16 protein-coding genes and 1 tRNA gene are annotated in these 15,624 nt (G+C 60.3%); 5 read left to right on the forward strand and 12 right to left on the reverse strand.

What is annotated here, in order from left to right:
• The 9 genes from HMPREF3039_RS00530 to HMPREF3039_RS00570 all read right to left on the reverse strand — a co-directional run.
• Window positions 1-1,708, reverse strand: a 1,708-nt coding sequence (locus HMPREF3039_RS00530; RefSeq protein WP_067572182.1) for a vWA domain-containing protein, incomplete at its 3' end; no start/stop codon positions are given.
• Window positions 1,709-1,723: 15 nt separating this feature from the next.
• Complete coding sequence (locus tag HMPREF3039_RS00535) at window positions 1,724-2,710, reverse strand: VWA domain-containing protein (RefSeq protein ID WP_067951829.1); 987 nt, start codon at window positions 2,708-2,710, stop codon at window positions 1,724-1,726.
• Between the two features lie 7 nt (window positions 2,711-2,717).
• Window positions 2,718-3,332, reverse strand: coding sequence for a hypothetical protein (locus tag HMPREF3039_RS00540; protein ID WP_130084696.1), 615 nt, complete (start codon window positions 3,330-3,332; stop codon window positions 2,718-2,720).
• An 18-nt stretch (window positions 3,333-3,350) separates the two neighbouring features.
• Entirely contained in the window at window positions 3,351-4,244 is an 894-nt protein-coding gene (locus HMPREF3039_RS00545) for a DUF58 domain-containing protein (protein WP_067572184.1), read from the reverse strand.
• A 99-nt stretch (window positions 4,245-4,343) separates the two neighbouring features.
• The gene (locus HMPREF3039_RS00550; protein WP_067572186.1) at window positions 4,344-5,327 is read right to left on the reverse strand and encodes an AAA family ATPase; all 984 of its coding nucleotides are present in this window, start codon (window positions 5,325-5,327) and stop codon (window positions 4,344-4,346) included.
• Window positions 5,328-5,383: 56 nt separating this feature from the next.
• Entirely contained in the window at window positions 5,384-6,796 is a 1,413-nt protein-coding gene (gatA, locus tag HMPREF3039_RS00555) for an Asp-tRNA(Asn)/Glu-tRNA(Gln) amidotransferase subunit GatA (protein ID WP_067572188.1), read from the reverse strand.
• Window positions 6,797-6,838: 42 nt separating this feature from the next.
• Complete coding sequence (gene gatC / locus HMPREF3039_RS00560) at window positions 6,839-7,132, reverse strand: Asp-tRNA(Asn)/Glu-tRNA(Gln) amidotransferase subunit GatC (protein ID WP_067572190.1); 294 nt, start codon at window positions 7,130-7,132, stop codon at window positions 6,839-6,841.
• Between the two features lie 41 nt (window positions 7,133-7,173).
• Window positions 7,174-7,506: a hypothetical protein gene (locus HMPREF3039_RS00565; protein WP_067572192.1), complete on the reverse strand. Its 333-nt coding sequence runs from the start codon at window positions 7,504-7,506 to the stop codon at window positions 7,174-7,176.
• Window positions 7,503-8,120, reverse strand: a complete 618-nt coding sequence (locus tag HMPREF3039_RS00570) for a hypothetical protein (RefSeq protein ID WP_067572195.1) — start codon at window positions 8,118-8,120, stop codon at window positions 7,503-7,505. The genes HMPREF3039_RS00565 and HMPREF3039_RS00570 overlap by 4 nt, the downstream gene beginning before the upstream one ends.
• 345 nt (window positions 8,121-8,465) lie before the next feature.
• On the opposite strand from HMPREF3039_RS00570, the gene HMPREF3039_RS00575 reads away from it, so the two are divergent.
• The 4 genes from HMPREF3039_RS00575 to HMPREF3039_RS00590 are packed head-to-tail and all read left to right on the forward strand — an operon-like array spanning window position 8,466 to window position 12,913.
• Window positions 8,466-9,281, forward strand: coding sequence for a hypothetical protein (locus tag HMPREF3039_RS00575; RefSeq protein WP_067572197.1), 816 nt, complete (start codon window positions 8,466-8,468; stop codon window positions 9,279-9,281).
• Window positions 9,278-10,492 carry a tetratricopeptide repeat protein gene (locus HMPREF3039_RS00580; protein WP_067572199.1) on the forward strand — a complete coding sequence of 405 codons (1,215 nt, stop codon included), beginning with the start codon at window positions 9,278-9,280 and terminating at the stop codon, window positions 10,490-10,492. Before HMPREF3039_RS00575 ends, HMPREF3039_RS00580 begins: the two co-directional genes overlap by 4 nt.
• The gene (locus tag HMPREF3039_RS00585) at window positions 10,492-12,027 is read left to right on the forward strand and encodes an SUMF1/EgtB/PvdO family nonheme iron enzyme (protein ID WP_067572201.1); all 1,536 of its coding nucleotides are present in this window, start codon (window positions 10,492-10,494) and stop codon (window positions 12,025-12,027) included. Before HMPREF3039_RS00580 ends, HMPREF3039_RS00585 begins: the two co-directional genes overlap by 1 nt.
• Before the next feature lie 40 nt (window positions 12,028-12,067).
• Window positions 12,068-12,913: a hypothetical protein gene (locus tag HMPREF3039_RS00590; RefSeq protein ID WP_067572203.1), complete on the forward strand. Its 846-nt coding sequence runs from the start codon at window positions 12,068-12,070 to the stop codon at window positions 12,911-12,913.
• Between the two features lie 202 nt (window positions 12,914-13,115).
• Here the strand turns inward: HMPREF3039_RS00590 and HMPREF3039_RS00595 are convergent, their stop codons facing one another.
• From HMPREF3039_RS00595 to HMPREF3039_RS14445, 3 genes are read right to left on the reverse strand one after another with little or no spacing between them, the layout of a single operon-like run.
• Window positions 13,116-14,141, reverse strand: a complete 1,026-nt coding sequence (locus HMPREF3039_RS00595) for a S1C family serine protease (RefSeq protein WP_067572205.1) — start codon at window positions 14,139-14,141, stop codon at window positions 13,116-13,118.
• A gap of 19 nt (window positions 14,142-14,160) precedes the next feature.
• On the reverse strand, window positions 14,161-14,901 hold the full coding sequence (locus HMPREF3039_RS00600) for a S1C family serine protease (protein WP_067981862.1): 741 nt from the start codon (window positions 14,899-14,901) through the stop codon (window positions 14,161-14,163).
• Between the two features lie 16 nt (window positions 14,902-14,917).
• Window positions 14,918-15,040 (reverse strand): hypothetical protein, encoded by a 123-nt coding sequence (locus tag HMPREF3039_RS14445; protein ID WP_269447919.1) that lies wholly within the window; start codon window positions 15,038-15,040, stop codon window positions 14,918-14,920.
• Window positions 15,041-15,229: 189 nt separating this feature from the next.
• Here HMPREF3039_RS14445 and HMPREF3039_RS00605 point away from each other — a divergent pair.
• Window positions 15,230-15,304: transfer RNA gene (locus tag HMPREF3039_RS00605), tRNA-Gly, on the forward strand.
• Window positions 15,305-15,624: the final 320 nt, after the last annotated feature.

Here is a 15,624-nt window from a genome sequence, read left to right on the forward strand (position 1 = left end):
GCTGATCCTTGTTCTGTTGATCCTTGTTCTGTTGGTCCTTGTTCTGTTGGTCCTGCTGCTGCTGTTGCTGTTTTTTCTTTTCTTCTTCCAGCTTCTTTTTCAGTTCCTCCAGTTGCTTACGGTATTCATCCAGCTCCTTGTCGTAGCGGAGCATTTCTTCCTTGTTGGCGGCGGCTCCTTCATGGGAGCGGTGGGCGGAAAGGGCGTCGTCAAAGCGTTTGACGGCTTCCTTGACGTGTTGTTTGGCTTCCGGTATTTTAGCCAGCCGGGCGTCGATTTCCTTGATCTGGTCGTCGATGGAGGCAGCCTGGGGAGGAGTCTGTTTTTCCTCCGGCCTGGAGAAGGTCATGGCCGTTTTGGCCTTGGCGGCTTCCATGTTGCCGAGGTTGAAGTGGGAGTCCGATTGAAGACTTCTGTTGGGAGACAGGAGGGCCTGGGAGAATGCTTCCGCCGCTTCCTTGGGATTACCGGCCTTTTGCTCCAGGCAGCCTTTGGCGAATTCCAGGGCCTGGCGCGTTTCTTCCGGCAGGTCCGGCAGGGCGATCATGCCGTCTATGGCCTTGACGGCTTCTTCCGTCTTGCCCGTGCGGATCAGGTCCGTGACGTTGTCCAGCATGGCGGTGTCCGCCCGGGCTTCCGTGCCCATCAGACCGGCGCAGAGCAGGGCCGTTCCGGCCAGAAGCGCCATGCCGCGGCGTGAAGAACGGCGGAAGGAGCGCCAGCGGGTTCCGGCAATGAGGGTGAGGATCAGACAGATGAGGGCGGGAACGGCAAAGATGATGTAGCGGTCGTTCGGGATGCGGCGCGTTTCCTCTTTTCCTTCCGTCACGTCCAGCCGTTCCGCAATGTCTTTGACGAAGCGGTTGAGGGCGGCTCCGTCCGAGAGCTGCACGTATTGGCCGTCCGTCTGGTTGGCCAGGTACTGCAGGCTGTCCGGATTGAGCCGGGAGACGACGTGCTGCCCGCGGCGGTCGCGGTACAGCCCGGAGGGAGAGTTTTCATCAGGAATGGTGGTGCCGATGGTGGTGCCGATGCCGGCCGTGACGATGATGAGCTTGCTTTGCCTGGCGGCTTCCGCGGTTTTATAGGTGACGTTGACCGTGTCTTCCCCGTCGCTCAGGATGACCAGGGCGTTTTTGGAGTCCGCCTCCTTGTCGCGCTTGAAGGTTTGCAGGGCCAGGCGCACGACTTTTTCCAGGTTGGTGCCTCCTTGGGAGACCCATCCGAACTGGAGTTGTTCAATGGTTTCCTTCAGTGCGGTGTGGTCGTGGGTCAGCGGCATGAGCAAGACGGATTCCCCGGAGAAGATGATGATTCCGAAGTTGTCCCCCGGCAGGGCGTCCAGCAGGTCGTAGGCGGCGGTTTTCGCCCGGCCCAGGCGGGACGGGGAGGCGTCCTTGCTGAGCATGGAGCGGGAGCAGTCTATGGCGATGAGGATGTTGCGCGATTTGGGCACTTCCTTTACTTCCGTGTAGCCGTCGATGGGGCGTGCGATGGACAGGATGCAAAAGACGGCCGCCAGCACGGAGAAGATGACGGGGAGCACCCGGTGCCAGGAGGCCGGCGCGTGGACCAGTTCATGCCTGTAGTCCGGGGAGACCAGCACTTCCCATTTTCTGGAGCGGCGGCGCCACAGCCACCATGCCGCCGCTGCCAGCAGGGCGGGGAGGATGAGCGCATACAGAACGTTGGGATAGAGGAATGTCATGGGGGAAGGGGGGTGTTACGGGGCCGGGGTGGGTTTGAGAACTTGCAGGGACAGCCCGAGGAGCGTCAGCGCGCCGCCTGCAATGAGGAAGTACATGAAGTATTCTTCAATATGGCGGACGGTATGCACCTTGGCCTCGCTTTTTTCCAGTTTTCCGATGGAGGTGAACGCCTTGTTGAAGGAGGCCATGTTCTGGGCCCGGAAGTGTTCGCCGCCCGTGATCTGGGCTATTTTCCGGAGCGTGGGTTCGTCGAATTCGCTTTGCACCACCATGCCGTTGGCCAGGGTGCCATTTTCCGTGCCTACAGCGATGGTATAGATTTTGATGCCCAGCTTGGCCGCGTTTTCCGCCGCCACCAGCGGGGATATCTGGCCGGAGTTGGAGGCGCCGTCCGTGACCAGGATGATGATTTTGGATTTGGTGTCCTTCCGGTCGTCCAGGCGTGTGGCCGCCGCCGCAATGGCGGAGCCGATGGCCGTGCCATCCGCCTGGATCATGCGGAGGTGGAAGTTGTGGATGATTTCATTGACCAGGGCGTGATCCAGCGTCAGAGGGCAGAAGGATTTGGTTTTTCCGGCAAAGCCGACGATGCCGATGCGGTCGTCCGGCCTGCTGTCCACGAATTGGGTGATGACGTGCTTGGCGGCCACCAGGCGGTTGATGGGCATGCGGTTGAGCACCATGTCCGGCGTGTCCATGGAATAGGAGAGGTCAAAGGCGATCATGATGTCAATCCCGTTGACGGTGCGGAAGCTTTTGTCTTCCACTTTTTGCGGGCGCGCCAGCGCGATGGCGATGGCGGCGGCAGCCAGCACGAAGCAGACGGCCCCGATTTTCCCGGCCAGGGAATGGGGAGTGCGGGCCAGGGGCGCGATGAAGCGCACCGTGGGGTAGGTGATGGAACCTTCCGCGCCGCGCCTGCGGCGGAGGATCAGGAGGCACAAGATGAAGGGAAGGACGTAGAGCCATTCAGGTTGTGCGAATTGGAAGTGTTCCATCATGGTGGGGTCAGCGTTGGTTGGTGCGTGCAGAAGGTTTTTTGACGATGAGGTCCGTTTCCTCCTGCGTGGTGCGGGAGGCCGCGTCTATGTCGTTGATTAATTGGACTGTCCTGTCCGCCAGTTCGTTGACCATGGAGTCGTTTTCCGGAGTGTCCGGCTCGTATTTCAGGACGGCCATCCGGTCCAGCAGGTCGCGCGTGGGGCCTTGCAGTTCAGTGGAAAGCGCCGTGAGGGCATCCGCCCGGCGGTTGAATTCCTGCTGGGTCTCGTACAGGGCCGGGTCTTTGGTTTCCCCCACCAGGAATTTTCGCAGGATGAGGGAGAAGTCCACGGCGGCCTGCCTGAGGGACGGGTGTGTTTCCCGGAGCATGGTGATGTCCCTGACGGCGGACTGGGCCGGGGTCAGGGGGGCGGGGGCCGTGCGTCCTTTTTTGCGGATGAGCAGGATGACGGCGGCGGCTACGGCCAGCAGGATGGCGGCCAGCGCAAGCCAGATTCCCCATGTGTCCCAGAAGCCCGCATGAAGGTAGGCGTCCGGGGCCTGCGTTTCCATGAGGGAAGGGAAGGCGGGCGGTTCCGGAATGGCCGTGGGTGGTGGTTGAAAGGCGGTTGGTGCAGGCATGGCGGAAGGAGGGGAGATTTAGCGGGAGAATTTACGGGACCTCCGGGCAAAGAGGGCCTGAAGCGGCGGCATGAAGTTGTCCGTGGTCCGGAGGTCCAGGAAGTCGATGCCCAGGCGGCGGAAGTCCTGCGTCCATTTTTCCCGGTGCAGGTGCACGGAGTTGGCATGGGCGTCCCGGACGTCCTGCCGGGAGAGGTTCAGGAACATGTTTCTGCCCGTTTCCGGATCTTTCAGGATGACGCGCCCGGCGTCCGGCAGGTGGAGTTCCATGGGGTCCGCAATGCGGATGGGAATGAAGTCGTGCTTGAAGTTGAGCTGGCCCAGGGCCGCTTTGTTGTGTTCTCCCCAGAAGTCGCTGATCATGATGACCATGGCGGCTTTTTTCTGGGAGAGGACGAGCTGCTGCGCCACCTCGGAGATGCTTTGGTCCGCCCCGTCGTTTTCGCTGGCCACGATTTCACGCACGATGCGCAGCGTCTGTTTCATGCCCTTGGCGGGAGGGATGTAGCGGGACTGACGTCCGCCGTAGATGAGCAGGCCGCATTTGTCCCCGCTCTGGGCCGCGCTGAAGGCGAGCACCGCCGCGATTTCCGCCGCATAGTCCAGTTTGGAGGCGCGGGGGGAGGCGGAGGAGGCATAGTGCATGGAGCCGCTGACATCCACGGCCAGAATGACGGCCTGCTCCCGTTCTTCCCGGAAGCGACGCACGTACGGGGACCGCATTCTGGCCGTTACCTTCCAGTCGATGAAACGGGGATCGTCCCCCGGCATGTATTCCCGGAAGTCGTCAAAGTCCAGCCCCTGGCCGCGGAAGCCGGATTGGTACTGTCCGGCGAAGTTTTCCGTGGCCAGGTGTTTTGCACGCAGTTCAATGCGGCGTACGCGCTTGAGAATGTCTGAAGCTTTATCCATGAAGTGGTCCTCCCTGTTTGGGGGCAGTCAGGTCCGGCAGGGTATCCGCCTGATGTGGTCCGGATGGAAAAGCGGGCGGGGTACGCCCGCCTTGGGCCGTCACGGTACGGGGACTTTCGTCAGGATGTGGTCGATGACGTCGTCCGTGGAGATGTTTTCCGCTTCCGCCTCATAAGAGAGCAGGATGCGGTGGCGCAGGATGTCATGGGCCAGGTCCTTGATGTCCTGCGGGGTGACGAAGGAGCGGTGGTGCACGAAGGCGTTGGCGCGGGAAGCCAGGGCCAGGTTGATGGTGGCGCGGGGGGAGGCGCCGGCGCGGATGAGGCCGCGCAGTTTCACGTCCACCGTTTCCGGGAAGCGGGTGGCGCGCACCAGGTCCACGATGTAGCCGCGCACGGCGTCGTCAATGTAAATCTGGTTGACCAGGTCACGGGAGGCGGCCACCTGTTCCGGCGTGGTGACCGGGGAGGTTTCCGGGGGCCTGGCGGAGCTGGCCATCAGGTCCAGCACCTGGAGTTCCTCCTCACGGGAGGGGTAGGTGACCACTACCTTGAAGAGGAAGCGGTCAAGCTGGGCTTCCGGGAGCTGGTAGGTGCCTTCCTGGTCAATGGGGTTCTGCGTGGCAAGCACGAGGAAGGGGTCCGGCAGGCGGTAGGTTGTTTCTCCCAGCGTTACCTGGCGTTCCTGCATGGCTTCCAGTAGGGCGGATTGCACCTTGGCGGGGGCGCGGTTGATTTCGTCCGCCAGGATCAAGTTGGCGAAGATAGGCCCTTTTTTGGCCGTGAACTGTCGTTTTTCCGGGTTGTAGATCATCGTGCCCAGAAGGTCGGCGGGCAGAAGGTCCGGCGTGAACTGGATGCGGGCGAATTGCGCGTGCAGCGTGCCCGCGAGTGCCTTTACGGAGAGAGTCTTGGCCAGGCCGGGAACACCTTCAAGCAGGACGTGCCCCTTGCAGAGAAGACTCAGGATCAGTCTGTCAATCAGGGCCTGCTGGCCGATGACCACCTTGCCTACCTCCGTTCGGAGAGCAGAAATCCACGATGAGTTCGCGGCGATAATTTCGTTGAATTCTTGGGTGTCCATGGTTCTCTAATAGCGGGTATGACAGTCTGTCAGGGAATTGCGTTGAAAAATTCCCGTTATTTTCCAAGAGCGAATCCGGTTTTCAGGAGGAGGTCCTCCCGGAAATGGGGCGCCGTCATCTGGAAACCGATGGGGAGTTCCGCGCCGCCTTCCTTTACGGAACCGCACGGGACGGAGATGGCGGGCAGCCCTGCCAGGTTGGCGGGGATGGTGTAGATGTCCGCCAGGTAGGTCTGGAGGTGGTCCAGGGCGGAGTCCCCGATTTTGGGAGCGGGCGCCGGGGAGGTGGGGCCCACGATGATGTCCGCCTTTTTGAAGGCTTCCGCAAAGTCCCTGGCGACCAGGGAGCGGACTTTCTGCGCACGGGAGTAGTAGGCATCATAGTAGCCGGAGCTGAGCACGTAGGTGCCCAGGATGATGCGGCGCTTGACTTCCGGGCCGAATCCTTCCTCCCGCGTCCTGGAGAAGAGTTCCATGAGGCCATTGACGTCCTGCGCCCGTTGTCCGTAGCGCACGCCGTCAAAGCGGGAGAGGTTGGAGGAGGCTTCCGCACAGGCGATGATGTAGTACGCGGCCACTACGGCGTCCGCATGGGGCAGGCGGATTTCCACGAGTTCCGCGCCCAGGCTTTCCAGCTGGCTGACCGTGTTCTGTACGGCTTCCGAGACGCCCGCATGGTTGCCGGAAGTGAAGTATTCCGCGGGAATGCCCACTTTCAAGCCCTTTATGTCCTTTCCCAGCGCGGCTTCAAAGTCCGGCACGGGCTGGTCTGCGGAGGTGGAGTCCTTGGGATCGTGCCCGGAGATGGCCTGGAGCAGGATGGCGGCGTCTTCCACCGTTTGAGCCATGGGGCCGATCTGGTCCAGGGAGGAGGCGAAGGCCACCAGGCCGTAGCGGGAGACGCGCCCGTAGGTGGGCTTGAGGCCCACGATGCCGCAGTGCCCGGCGGGCTGCCTGATGGAGCCGCCCGTATCGGACCCCAGCGCGGCAATGGCCGTTCCTGCCGCTACCGCCGCAGCGGAGCCGCTGGAGGAGCCGCCGGGAATGTGGTCCGGGGCGTTCGGGTTGCGGGTGACGCCGTAGGCGGAGTTTTCCCCGCTGGCGCCCATGGCGAATTCATCCATGTTCGTGCGGCCCAAGGGAATGCCGCCGGCTTTTTTCAGAAGGCGGACGGAGGTGGCGTCGTACGGGGCCGTGTAGGGGGAGAGCAGGCGGGAGGCGCAACGCGTCGGCTGGCCGAGAATGCTGATGTTGTCCTTGACGGCAATGGGGACGCCCGCCAGCGGGCTGCTTATGTCCGCCGCGGCCGCGGCCTGCAAGGCTGCCTCCCGGTCAAAGGAGATATAGGCGTTGGTGGTCCGGTCCGCCTCAATGGCGTCCGCCGTCAGGTTGACGAGTTCGGCAGGGGTGAGTTCCTTGCGGCGCAGGCGGTCGCGCCATTCGGCCAGGGTGCCTTGGATGCTTGACATGGAAAGAAGGGAATAAACGGTTGAAGCGTGAAAGAGGGAGGGTCAGGCGGATTCCACCACCTTGGGCGTGCGGAACTGGCCCTGGGACTGCTGGGGGGCGTTGGCAAGGGCCTCTTCCTGGGAAAGTCCGGGCTGCGGCTCGTCCTTCCGCATGACGTCCATGGCCGGCAGGGGATGGTTCATCGGGGCGACTCCCTCGACGTCATAGGATTCCAGTTTGGTGATGTAGGCGAGGACTTTGTCCAAATCCTGGGAAAAGAGGGCCGTTTCCTCTTCCGTCAGGTCGATTTGCGCCAGCCGGGCGATGTAGGCTACGTCGATTTGAGGCGTACTCATGGTGGAAAGCGTGTGGTGCGGGTGAAGTGATGGGGGAGGGCCTACTGCTGTTCCAGCAGGCGGATGATCCAGCAGAAGGAGGCGGCGATGGCGCAGATGAGCAGCCCCAGGAGCATGAAGTTTTCCCTCAGTTCCCGGCGCATGTTCGTGGCGCGGCCGTCGCGGGCCACCACGGCGCGCAGGGCGCGGTTCTGGTTGCCTTCCCGGATGCGGTCGGGCGGAGGCATTGTGTTACGGTCCAGCCGCATGCGGGTCTGCGGGGCGGGGCGTTTGAGAGAGGCTTCCAGTTCCTGAATGCGGAGCTCGATTTCACGGGAGGCGCGGTCCAGCTCTGCCAGTTCGGAGGAACGGCGCTTGGCTTTTCTTTTGATCATGATGCGGAGGGGCTGAAGATCCAGATGAAGAAGAGGATAATGAGGGCAATCAGGAGCAGGGGAAGATGGAAGGAAAGGCCCTGAAGGAACTGGGTCATGAATTCGCGGGCGCTGATGCGCACCTTGCTGGAGCGGCGCACGCCGGTAAGCACCTTGGTGTGCTGCATGCGGGCGCACTGCTGGACGGCATCCGCAAATTCCTCCTCGCAGCGGTCAACGACCTGCTGGCTCTGGTTGATCAGGTTTTCCGTGTTTTCAATGGGCCATTCGTCGGGACGCACGGTGCTGAGCATTTTCAGGTTGCGGGTCAGCGCCATGTGGATCTGCTCCAGCTCGTTGCTTTCCTGGCGCAGGCTTTCCACTTCACGGCTGATGAGATCCGCGGCGTTCACCATGCGGTCGCCCAGTTCATTCTGCTGGTCCATGAAGCGGGCCTTGCGCATATGGATTTCCTCCAGGCGGCGCCGGGAATTTTCCACTTCCTCTTTTTCCCGCCTCAATTGTTCCAGCCTGAGCTGGGCCTGTTCCATGTCGGAATCCACCTGGTCCTCGGGATGGGGCGTGTAGCCGGGTTCGGCGTCCATGCGGCGGTATTGGGCGTTGCTAGGTCTCATATGCGGTAAAGAATGTGCTGGCGGCCCGTCTTCCAAAATTGCCGCCCTGCGGGCTCTTGGCGGGAACGGGCAATCCTTGCGCGTGCCATTATTTAACTTTGACAAAATAAATCAAGCCAAGAAGACGGCAAAAAGAGATTTTTCCCCAGGGATGCGGCTCATTCGGGGTGTCCGGAACATTTCCCCCGGATGACCGTGGCGGCAGGGCGCGGACGGCCTGCCGCGGGGCATTCCCGGCGGCTTTCCGCCAAAGGTGCGCTCCGCATGCTTTTTTTATGGTCAAGGACATGGAATTGCTGGTATGTAAGGGACATGCAGTCTGACACGATAGAGTGTAAGCCGACAATGTGGTTCACCGGCCGGGCACTGGTCATGGCCCTGATGTTCCTGGGGTTCGGCGCGTATTTCTATTATGATGCTGTTTCCGGCTATCCGCGGAAGAATCTGGAGTACTTCATGCACAAGACTTTTGTGGATGCTGGAGCCCTGTTTGACCGGGAAGGCCGCCTGAACGGAGCCGGCAGCGGAGAATGGGAACGTACCGTCCAGTCCCGCATGGTGGAATTCCCTGAAGATTATGAAATTCCCGCCGGGGTGGACAGGAAAGGCACCCCCTGGCCCGCCGTGCTGGCGGATTACGACCTGATGTCCGCGCCCGGCAAGGGATGGAGCGCCGCGTGGCAGGCTTATTCCGAGGAAAGGCAGTATCCGTTAAAGCCCGTGGAGCAGCCGTACGACGGTTCCAAGATTTTTGAACAATGGGTGGCCGGCAGCATTTGCATGGCCCTGGCGGCGGCGGCCCTGTTCCTGCTGGTGAGAACCCGCGGCAGGAAGATGGCCCTGGAAGACGGCCGGGTGACCGCTGCCGGCAGGCAGTTCCGGGTGGAGGATATTGCCCGGCTGGACCTGCGCAGGTGGAAGATGAAGGGGCTGGCCCATGCGGTGCTGAAGCCGGAGTGCGGTAAGGCGAGAGTAAGACTGGACGGCCTGACTTACGGGGGCTTCCGCAAGGAGGATTCCCCCAACAATGCGGAGGATTTCATGAAGGCCCTGCTGGCGCGCTACCAGGGAGAGGTGATTGATTATGAAGAAGCTCCGGAGGCGGCAGAAGCTTCCTTGCCAAAGAAGAGCGCTGATGCCAATACGGATCATGATGTATGAGTAAGATTCCCCCCCAGGCAAAAAACGGGCGTGACCGGGCGTTTGGCGTGGCCTGCTGGACATTGGGCGGAATGGCCTTTGTGCTTCTGCTGATGGTAGGCGTTTCCTTCAGCCTGTCCGGCAGGACGGTAGTGGTTGAAAAAGTGGTGCAGGTTCCTGTTCCGCAGCCGGTTGTCGCTGCGCCTCCTCCGGCCCCCGCCGGAACCGGGGATGACGTGGCCGAAGAAGGTCCTGCCGCGATTTCCGACCCTCCGAATTCTGCGGTAAGACCGCGTTCCGTGGAGGAAATGCTCCGGGCAGCGGATCTGGCCGATCCGGAGGAAACTCCTTCCGCGGTTTCCGCTTCTCCTGCGGGCAATGCTGAGGCGGTTTCCTCCCAGCCCGCGCTGCCGTCGGAGAACCCGGACGACGTGATGCCGGCCATGACCGAGGAGGTGGCGGCTCTCGTCAAGGCCGCCAGATATGCCCAGATAGAGGGAGATCTGAAAGTGGCGGTGCTCAAGCTGGAACAGGCCATGAGGCTGGAGCCCGACAACCCGGTGGTGCTTTATTATTACGGCCTGACCTACGAATGGCTGCGGAATGCGGACAAGTCCCGGGAGTTTTTCCTGAAAGTGTACACCCAGCGTGAGAAGGCGGGAAAGTATTTTTCCAGGGCGGCCAAGCATCTCCAGGCCGGCTTTTCCAGAGCCGCGGACATGCGCGGCGACATATCCTTCGGGACCATTCTGGAATACCGGGACCCGGAATGCAGGAGCGGGGAGCGCGTGAAGCTGACGGTCCCCATCCTCATGAAGGACGGATTGAACGTCAGGCCGGAAGACCTGCGCATCATTATCCAGTTTTTTGACGAGGTGAATGGGAAAAAGGTGGAAAAGACGCGTGCTCAGGAATTGCCCTACGCGTGGGTGACGGAACCCGTAGACTGGGCGGACGGGGAGGAAATCATGGAGATGACCTACTACATGCCCCCCCTGACGGAAGAGGAGACGATCGCTTTCGGGAGCCTCAAGTATTACGGTTATACCGCCAAATTGTACTACAAGGGCGAACCGATGGATTGCCAGGCCTCCCCTCCTGTGCTATTCTTGCTGGAACAAATGAAGCAGAGCGCCCCCTCCGGCATGCCCGAGCTTTACGACGGCGGCCTGCTTCCCCCTGTGGATGCCGCCCCGGTCTCCGATTCCTACGACTCCCTCCTGCCTCCCTGATGCCCGACTGCTCCATGTTCGATCTTCCCCACAACTTCGGCGACTACACGCTGGTGGCCCTTGTCGGCCGCACGCGGGGGGGTATTCTTTACCAAGCCATCCAGCAGGGCATGGACCGTTCCGTATTCATGGAATTGCTGGTGCCGGACAATCCGGAAGGTGTGACGGTGGAGGATTTCATCATGAAGGCCCGTACGCGCGCCGCCATCAACGTACCAGTGCTGGGGACGGTGTACGAGGCTTCCCAGGTCCAGGGCTACTGGTTCGTTACCAGCGAGCAGCTGGGCGGCTCTTCCCTCCAGGCCATGCTGGACCGCGGGGAAACCCTGTCCGTCAAGGATATGCTGAAAGTGATTGAAACGGCAGGGACCATTTGCGGCAAGTACGAGCGTTTGCAGACGGCGTTCAACCTGATGGAGCCGCGCCATATCTTTGTGGATGACAAGTCCTGCGTGCGGGTGATGAACACGGCCATGCCCGGGAATTTTCATGAGGAGCAGTCCTGCGAACAGATGAAAAAGCTGGGAGAGTATCTTCTCCCCCTGGTGACGCCGGACGTTCCCGGCGCCACGCGCATGGCCACCCTGCTGGGCTGGATGCGCGATGGACAGAACGGCAACCGGATGCAGTGGGAACAGGTCATGGAGCTGATAGCCGCGGTCCGGGAGCAATTGGGGCTTTCTCCCCGGGCAACCACCCACCGCTATACCGTCCCGGCGGAACCGGCCAGAAAATTCCGTATGTGGATGATTTGGGCCGGAATGGGAGTTCTGGCCGCCGGTGCGGGCACGGCCCTCCTTCTTTTCTCCGGTCCGGCCGCAGAAACGGCCCCGTCAGGACCGCCTCCGGCTCCGAAACATTATCCGGATTTTTCCGCCAGCGACCATACGGAAGTTCCCGTCACTATTCCCGGTACGGGGGACCTCATCGTGGGAGCCCATGAGATCACGATGGAATCCTACCGGTTGTTCCTGGACCAGTGGTCCCGGCTGACGCCGGAGCTGAAGGAAAAGTATTCCCATCCGGATCAGCCGGACAAGCAGAATGCCACCCATGTCCCCAGTGATTGGGAAGCCATGTGGAAGGCCGCCAGCACTCCGGGCGGCAAATGGAAGGGAAGGAGGATCACTCCCCGTTCCCCCGTCGTCAACGTCACTTTCTGGGATGCCTGGGCCTATGCGGCCTGGAAACCCGTGGAGCCCGGGGAACCGCACTATCGTCTGCCTTCCCGCCAGGAATGGATGGCTCTGGGGGCCCTGATGGAAACGGGCGAAAAGGGGGATAAAACCCTGGTCATTGACAGGTACAGCAATGATTATGATCTGAAGACCGGCATATGCGGCATGGCCTCCGGCGTGATGGAATGGACTTCTTCCGTGGAAAAGGACCCCGCGCGCGTGAAGGAACCCCCGGGCCCCGTCGCCTGCGGCGGAGACTGGAGGCACCCGGGCATTACGGACAAGGTGGAATACCTGCGTTCGCGCGACGAATGCCGGGACAACCTGGGATTCAGAATCGTGCGGCCCGTACGGTGATACATTTTCAACAGACAAACACTTATACACTTCAATCACGATGAAACATGTTCTCACATTCATGATGCTGGCCCTGCTGGGGGCTTCCGGGGCCCTGGCCCAGATAGCGGTCAAAATCGTTCCGGAAAAGAAGACCTTCCTCACCGGGGAGGCCAATTACATGAGGCTGACGGTGACCAACAATTCCGGAACGCCCGTTGAATTGAAAAGCCGCGAGTATTCCTCCTGGCTGGACATTCACGTGGAGCACACCACCGGGGGAGCCATGCTTCCGCAGTCCCGCTTTGCCGTCTTTCCTCCGCTCAACGTGCCTGCCGGCATGAGCGTCTCCCGCAAGATTGACCTCCGGCACTTCTACAATTTGTCCAGGGAGGGGAATTACCATGTGCAGGCCGTGGTGAAGATGCCCAATGAAAAGGACATGTTTGCCTCCCAAAAGGCTCTGTTTTCCATCCGTACGGGCACGCCCATGTGGTCCCAGACGGTCAGTATTCCGGGAAGTGTCAAAAAGTGCAAATTCTCCGTATGCACCATTCCGGAGCGGGGTATCCAGAAGCTGTACATCCAGACCAGGGATCCGGAGACGGGTGTAGCGTACAATGCCGTATGCGTGGGGAGCTGGCTGGGCACCACCCGTCCGCAGTGCCTGATAGACGGGAAGGCCAATGTGCACGTCTTTTTCCCCACCACCCCCACACTTTGCGCCTATGCACGCATCAATTACCGGGGGATGATGGAAAAACTCCAGTATTTCAAGAAAGTTGTGGGTATGCCCAGCATGGTGTTCCTGCCGGACGGCAGTGTCCGTGTGACGGGCGCCGAGCATTATGATCCTACGGTGCAGCCCAAGGCGGTTCCGGACGCATCCGTGGTGCCGGGGATGTAACGGAAAACACCCGGGCTGTGGATTCCGGAGGGGAAGGGAAACGTCCGCGGACGCCGCTGATTTGCGTGCATTCCGGGAGCGGGCCACGGGGCGGACATGCCGCAAATGCTGGATTGCGTCGCCGGGGCAGGATGACTTCCTTCTTTCCTGCCTGCAGGAAAGAAAGGGGAAAAGAGGAAATCAACAGGGGAAAATCATTCCTTTATTTCTCCGGCTTAGGTTCCCGGGCGTTTTTCAGAATGCGTTGCACGCTCTCCTGCACCACATCGATCGGCAGGGCGTAGTTTTCCGCCCGGTTCACTCTGGCGATATTCATGCCGATCAATTCCCCCTTGAGGTTGAGGAGCGGTCCTCCCATCAGCGTAAACCGGGAGGGAGTGTCGTGCTGGAGAACCATCGGAAAATCGTCGCGCCGTTTGTTGAACCCGCCGCTGATTTCGTCGTTGGACGTTTCCGGAACCTGGTCCCCCAGCGCCTTGCGACGGGAACCCAGCGTGACGGTGTAGGAAATCTCCCTGTCCTCGCGCCTGACACGCAGCTTGAGTTTTTCCCCAATGGCTTTTTTCGATAAAATGGGGGAAATGTCTTCCAGCGTGGAGACGGGGGTTCCGTCCAGAGCTACAATCCTGTCTCCGGCCAGGGCGCCCGCCTGGAAGGCCGGGCCGTCCTTGACCACTTCCTGAAAAGAGCAGGATTCTCCGAATACCACGCCCAGATAAACCGTATCCTTGTTCGGGATGGGGCGCCGGGCGGCGCTGATGGTGCCCAGCTGAGGACGGCGGGAAATTCTGGTGGTGGACCCGTTGCTGACCACGAGCGTTCCAAGGGGGACATCGCTGCTCACGGGGCCTGGTGCGGGAAGGTCGGCCGCATCCACCTTGACCAGAGCAATGTCCGTGGCCGGGTCCGTGCCGACTACCTGGAAGTTTTCATACTTGGAGGAACCTATGCGGATGAGCAGTCCTTTGTGTGATTCGAATTCGGACGCCTTCGTCGCGATGTAGCCGTCCGGAGTCAGGATCACGCCGTAGGCCACTACGTCGTGCCTGGCAAAAAAGACGGCGCTCAAATCCTGCAACCGTTCCCGGACGGGCTCAATGGTTTTCAGAACGACTTTGCCGTTGATGCGCTGTTCAAAGTCCAGGCTGCCATTGCCTCCTTCAGCCGAGGCGCAGGGTGTCCATAGCGCCGCCAGAGGAAACAAACATGCATAAGAGAGAAAGTTCATGGCAGGGGAATGAATGGAATTAACCGTTCCGGTCAGGAGACGCTTCCTTGACTTCCTCCGGAGGAGCCGTCAGGGCGTCAAATTCCTTCATGGGAACGTGCAAGTTGTCTTCCAACCCGGAACCGACCCGGCTGTGAATACCGATCAATTCCCCGTTCAGGTTGAAAAGGGGGCCTCCGGAATCGCCGCGAATGAGTTTGCAGTCCGTCTGGATGACGTCGTTTTTCAAGGAAACGATTCGTCCCAGGCGCACCATGGGGCCGCGTTCCCGGTCCAGTCCGCCGCCGTGGCCCAGGGAAAAGACCCAGTCGCCCACCTGCGGTTGGTTTTCAGCCTTCTCCACAATGGGAAGGTTTTTGTTCAGCCTGGTGGAGATTTCTGCAATGCCCGCATCCGAATCACTGTTCTCCGCCGTGGTTTTTCCCGGTATGCGGGTCCCGTCCGGCAAGATGATTTTGAGGACGGTGTCTTTTTTGCCGACTACGTGAGCGGCGGAGAAAATCAGCCCCTTTTCGGAAACCAGAATGCCGGTTCCGCTGCTGTTGTTCACCTGAATGCACACCAGCGCAGGGAGCACTTTGGGGAGCACGGCCTGAAGCTGGTGCTCAATTCTCTGCAAATCTTCCACGGATTGCGGCGTGGTACGCAGGATTCTGGATGATGCAGATTCAGACTGGGCCGCACCCTGCTGCATGGCTGCCAGCAGGGCTGTTCCGCATAACACGGTGGAAAGGCAGAATCTTCGCAAGGTCTTTTTCATGATACCGGATTATTGTTCAGAAGCGGGAATTTCCTGCTTCCGGCCATCCGCCTGTCCGGTCCCCCATGATGGAGTCGTAACAGGTAATTCCAATGGCCAGTCCCGCCAGCGTGATGAAGGTGATGAACAACTCTTTCATGTTTTCTCTAACATAGAATTTGCCGCACCGTCTGACGAGAGAAATTCATTGATAAGGCACACTTTCTCATGACAGAACATTCGGAACGGAGGGAGGCGCACCTGGAAAACAGGAAAATAAAGATTGCTTTTTGCCGGTATTGGCGTATAAACCGTTCAGCGACGCGGTCCGCGTCACTATCCATCCAAAGCGGATGTAGCTCAGGGGTAGAGCGCAACCTTGCCAAGGTTGATGTCGTGGGTTCGAATCCCATCATCCGCTCCATTTTTTACTGTGAGTCTGTCCTGGCGGCAGGCTTTTTTGTTGCGCGGAAGGGAGAAGGGGGAATGGGAGTTTGTTTTTAAGAGGGTGGAAAGGGCGGCGGCTGTAAAGTGCAGGTGAGAAAGGTTTTGTGGGAGGATGGGGAATAGGGAGATGGACAGAATGGACTTAGTGGACAAAATGGACGGAATGGACGGAATGGACGGAATGGACGGAATGGACAGGTAGCGTTTCCCCTTTTCCATTGGGTCCATTAAGTCCTTTAGGTCCATTCTGTCCATCATCCCTATTCCAACAACAAGGCCGCCCCGGGTTACCCGGAG

It is taken from the genome of Akkermansia sp. KLE1798 (assembly GCF_001580195.1).
GTDB lineage: Bacteria > Verrucomicrobiota > Verrucomicrobiia > Verrucomicrobiales > Akkermansiaceae > Akkermansia > Akkermansia biwaensis.

Excerpts from the sequence above, each read along its gene's own strand:
- gatA (WP_067572188.1), bottom strand. The coding sequence starts at position 6,796 with ATGTCAAGCATCCAAGGCACCCTGGCCGAATGGCGCGACCGCCTGCGC.
- HMPREF3039_RS00535 (WP_067951829.1), bottom strand. The coding sequence starts at position 2,710 with ATGATGGAACACTTCCAATTCGCACAACCTGAATGGCTCTACGTCCTT.
- HMPREF3039_RS00540 (WP_130084696.1), bottom strand. The coding sequence starts at position 3,332 with ATGCCTGCACCAACCGCCTTTCAACCACCACCCACGGCCATTCCGGAA.
- gatC (WP_067572190.1), bottom strand. The coding sequence starts at position 7,132 with ATGAGTACGCCTCAAATCGACGTAGCCTACATCGCCCGGCTGGCGCAA.
- HMPREF3039_RS14445 (WP_269447919.1), bottom strand. The coding sequence starts at position 15,040 with ATGAAAGAGTTGTTCATCACCTTCATCACGCTGGCGGGACTGGCCATT.
- HMPREF3039_RS00575 (WP_067572197.1), top strand. The coding sequence starts at position 8,466 with ATGTGGTTCACCGGCCGGGCACTGGTCATGGCCCTGATGTTCCTGGGG.
- HMPREF3039_RS00565 (WP_067572192.1), bottom strand. The coding sequence starts at position 7,506 with ATGATCAAAAGAAAAGCCAAGCGCCGTTCCTCCGAACTGGCAGAGCTG.
- HMPREF3039_RS00600 (WP_067981862.1), bottom strand. The coding sequence starts at position 14,901 with ATGAAAAAGACCTTGCGAAGATTCTGCCTTTCCACCGTGTTATGCGGA.
- HMPREF3039_RS00545 (WP_067572184.1), bottom strand. The coding sequence starts at position 4,244 with ATGGATAAAGCTTCAGACATTCTCAAGCGCGTACGCCGCATTGAACTG.
- HMPREF3039_RS00580 (WP_067572199.1), top strand. The coding sequence starts at position 9,278 with ATGAGTAAGATTCCCCCCCAGGCAAAAAACGGGCGTGACCGGGCGTTT.
- HMPREF3039_RS00590 (WP_067572203.1), top strand. The coding sequence starts at position 12,068 with ATGAAACATGTTCTCACATTCATGATGCTGGCCCTGCTGGGGGCTTCC.
- HMPREF3039_RS00595 (WP_067572205.1), bottom strand. The coding sequence starts at position 14,141 with ATGAACTTTCTCTCTTATGCATGTTTGTTTCCTCTGGCGGCGCTATGG.
- HMPREF3039_RS00570 (WP_067572195.1), bottom strand. The coding sequence starts at position 8,120 with ATGAGACCTAGCAACGCCCAATACCGCCGCATGGACGCCGAACCCGGC.
- HMPREF3039_RS00585 (WP_067572201.1), top strand. The coding sequence starts at position 10,492 with ATGCCCGACTGCTCCATGTTCGATCTTCCCCACAACTTCGGCGACTAC.
- HMPREF3039_RS00550 (WP_067572186.1), bottom strand. The coding sequence starts at position 5,327 with ATGGACACCCAAGAATTCAACGAAATTATCGCCGCGAACTCATCGTGG.